Origin of the sequence: Bifidobacterium rousetti (assembly GCF_008698235.1) — a bacterium.
In the GTDB taxonomy this organism is placed as follows: domain Bacteria; phylum Actinomycetota; class Actinomycetes; order Actinomycetales; family Bifidobacteriaceae; genus Bifidobacterium; species Bifidobacterium rousetti.
Genome location: NZ_PEBH01000026.1, coordinates 1 through 2,803 on the forward strand (window position 1 = coordinate 1; position 2,803 = coordinate 2,803).

Here is a 2,803-nt window from a genome sequence, read left to right on the forward strand (position 1 = left end):
GATCCCTGAAAACCGGTCTCAGTTCGGATCGGAGCCTGCAACTCGGCTCCGTGAAGGTGGAGTCGCTAGTAATCGCGGATCAGCAACGCCGCGGTGAATGCGTTCCCGGGCCTTGTACACACCGCCCGTCAAGTCATGAAAGTGGGCAGCACCCGAAGCCGGTGGCCTAACCCGCAAGGGATGGAGCCGTCTAAGGTGAGGCTCGTGATTGGGACTAAGTCGTAACAAGGTAGCCGTACCGGAAGGTGCGGCTGGATCACCTCCTTTCTACGGAGATTTCTTGGAATCCACCGCCTGTCTCATGGGTGGTGGTCGCGCCCCGGCCGGGGGATGTGCTCCCGGTGCGTGGGTTTCTGGTGTGGAGCGGTCAAGGACGTTTTTTGTTCGGTGGTATGGGATGCGCTTTTGGGCTCCCGGACCGTCACCCTTTCGCGGGTTGGTTCCGGTGTCCCCCCGGTGTGGGCGCGTCGGCCTTGGGTCGTGCGTGGTCGTGCCGGTGCGGGGTGGTGGTTTGAGAACTGGATAGTGGACGCGGGCGCGTGGCGCCCTGTTGGGTGTCGCGCGTCGTATGTGATTATTTCGTCGGACTCCATTTTGTTGGAGTCTGGTCGATCGTTTTGTGATCGTTAGTGTGATGATGTGTTGTCGAGTGTTCGCGGATCCTTGCGGCGCCGTTCCCCGTTTCGTGCGGGGTGTGTGTTGCTTGCAAGGGCGTATGGTGGATGCCTTGGCGCACTGGACCGATGAAGGACGTGTGGGGCCGCGATAGGCCTCGGGGAGCCGCCGACAGGGCTTTGATCCGAGGATTTCCGAATGGGGAAACCCGCCAGCCGTCATGGGCTGGCACCGCATTCGTGCGGGGGGTACGCGGGGAAGTGAAACATCTCAGTACCTGCAGGAAAGGATATTCCGTGAGTAGTGGCGAGCGAAAGCGGACGATGGCTAAACCGGTGTCGTGTGATACCCGTCGGGGGTTGCGGCGCCGGTGTCGTGGGAGGATGCGTGTCGGGTCCGACGGCCCGGCCGGCAGTGACAAAGCGTTGTGCTAGACGAACGGGATTGAATTCCCGGCCGAAGAGGGTGATGGCCCCGTAGTCGGTCGTGCAGCGCCTGCCGGTTGTCTCTCCCGAGTAGCACGGGACTCGTGGAATCCCGTGTGAATCCGCCCTGACCGTGGGGTAAGCCTGAATATTCCAGTGCGACCGATAGTGGACGAGTACCGTGAGGGAAAGGTGAAAAGTACCCCGGGAGGGGAGTGAAATAGTATCTGAAACCGTGCGCTTACAAACCGTCGGAGCCCTGCGGGGTGACGGCGTGCCTATCGAAAAATGAGTCTGCGAGTCAGTGATGCGTGGCGAGCATAAGCCGTGTGGTGTATGCGTAGCGAAGGCGAGTCCTAACAGGGCGTTCGAGTCGCGTGTCCTGGACCCGAAGCGGGATGATCTAGCCCTGAGCAGGTTGAAGCGCGGGTAAGACCGCGTGGAGGACCGAACCCACCTAGGTTGAAAACTGGGGGGATGACTTGGGGTTAGGGGTGAAAGGCCAATCAAATTCCGTGATAGCTGGTTCTCTCCGAAATGCATTTAGGTGCAGCGTCAGGTTATTGCTTCCAGGGGGTAGAGCTACTGGATGCTTGAGGGCCCGTACTGGGTACCGACAGCAGCCAAACTCCGAATACCTGTGAAGTGTATCCTGGCAGTGACCCGGCGGGGGATAAGCTTCGTCGTGGAGAGGGAGACAGCCCAGATCGTCGTCTAAGGTCCCCAAGCGCGTGCTAAGTGGGAAAGGATGTGGAGTCGCATAGACAGCCAGGAGGTTGGCTCAGAAGCAGCCATCCTTGAAAGAGTGCGTAACAGCTCACTGGTCTAGTGGTTCCGCGCCGACAATGTAGCGGGGCTCAAGCACGCCACCGAAGACGCGGCAGTACTTTGTACTGGGTAGGAGAGCGTCCCATACCGGGGTGAAGCCGTGGCGCAAGCCGATGGTGGACTGTATGGGAGTGAGAATGCAGACATGAGTAGCGAGATGGGGGTGACAATCCCCCACGCTGGATGACCAAGGGTTCCAGGGCCACGTTCGTCGTCCCTGGGTGAGTCGGGTCCTAAGGCGAGGCCGACAGGCGTAGTCGAATGGATGAACGGGTTGATATTCCCGTACCGGCTCTGGTCCGTCAGGTCCGAGGCGATGAGTACTAACCTCCGTTCCGCGTGGATGTTCCCTTCGGGGTTCGGACGCGTGGTTCGTTGGGAGCGTAGTCGTAGTAGGATAGCGCGGGAGTGACGCAGGACGGTAGCCGGCCGCGGAGGTGGTTTTCCGTGGTCAAGCACGCAGGGCGCCATGCAGGCAAATCCGCATGGCACGGGCCCGAGGTGTGATGATGGGGGGCTTCTCGCCCCGATATCCGGTGATCCGATGCTGCCGAGAAAAGCTTCGGCGTCAGGGCCTTTGCCGCCCGTACCCCAAACCGACACTGGTGGTCAGGTAGAGAATACCAAAGCGATCGAGTGAATCCTGGTCAAGGAACTCGGCAAATTACTCCCGTGCCTTCGGTATAAGGGAGACCCCCGATGGTGAACCGGCTTGCCCGGGGAGCTTTTGGGGGTGGCACAGGCCAGGGGGTAGCGACTGTTTACCAAAAACACAGGAGCGTGCGAAGGCGCAAGCCGCTGTATACGCTCTGACGCCTGCCCGGTGCCGGAAGGTTAAGAGGATCCGTCAGCCTTTGGGCGAAGCGGTGAATTCAAGCCCCGGTAAACGGCGGTGGTAACTATAACCATCCTAAGGTAGCGAAATTCCTTGTCGG

The 2,803-nt window shown here is 60.1% G+C and carries 2 rRNA genes; both read left to right on the forward strand.

From position 1 onward, the window contains the following. A 16S ribosomal RNA gene (locus CSQ85_RS12870) occupies positions 1-267 on the forward strand; the annotation flags it as partial. Positions 268-695: 428 nt separating this feature from the next. Further along, positions 696-2,803, forward strand: a 23S ribosomal RNA gene (locus tag CSQ85_RS12875); the annotation flags it as partial.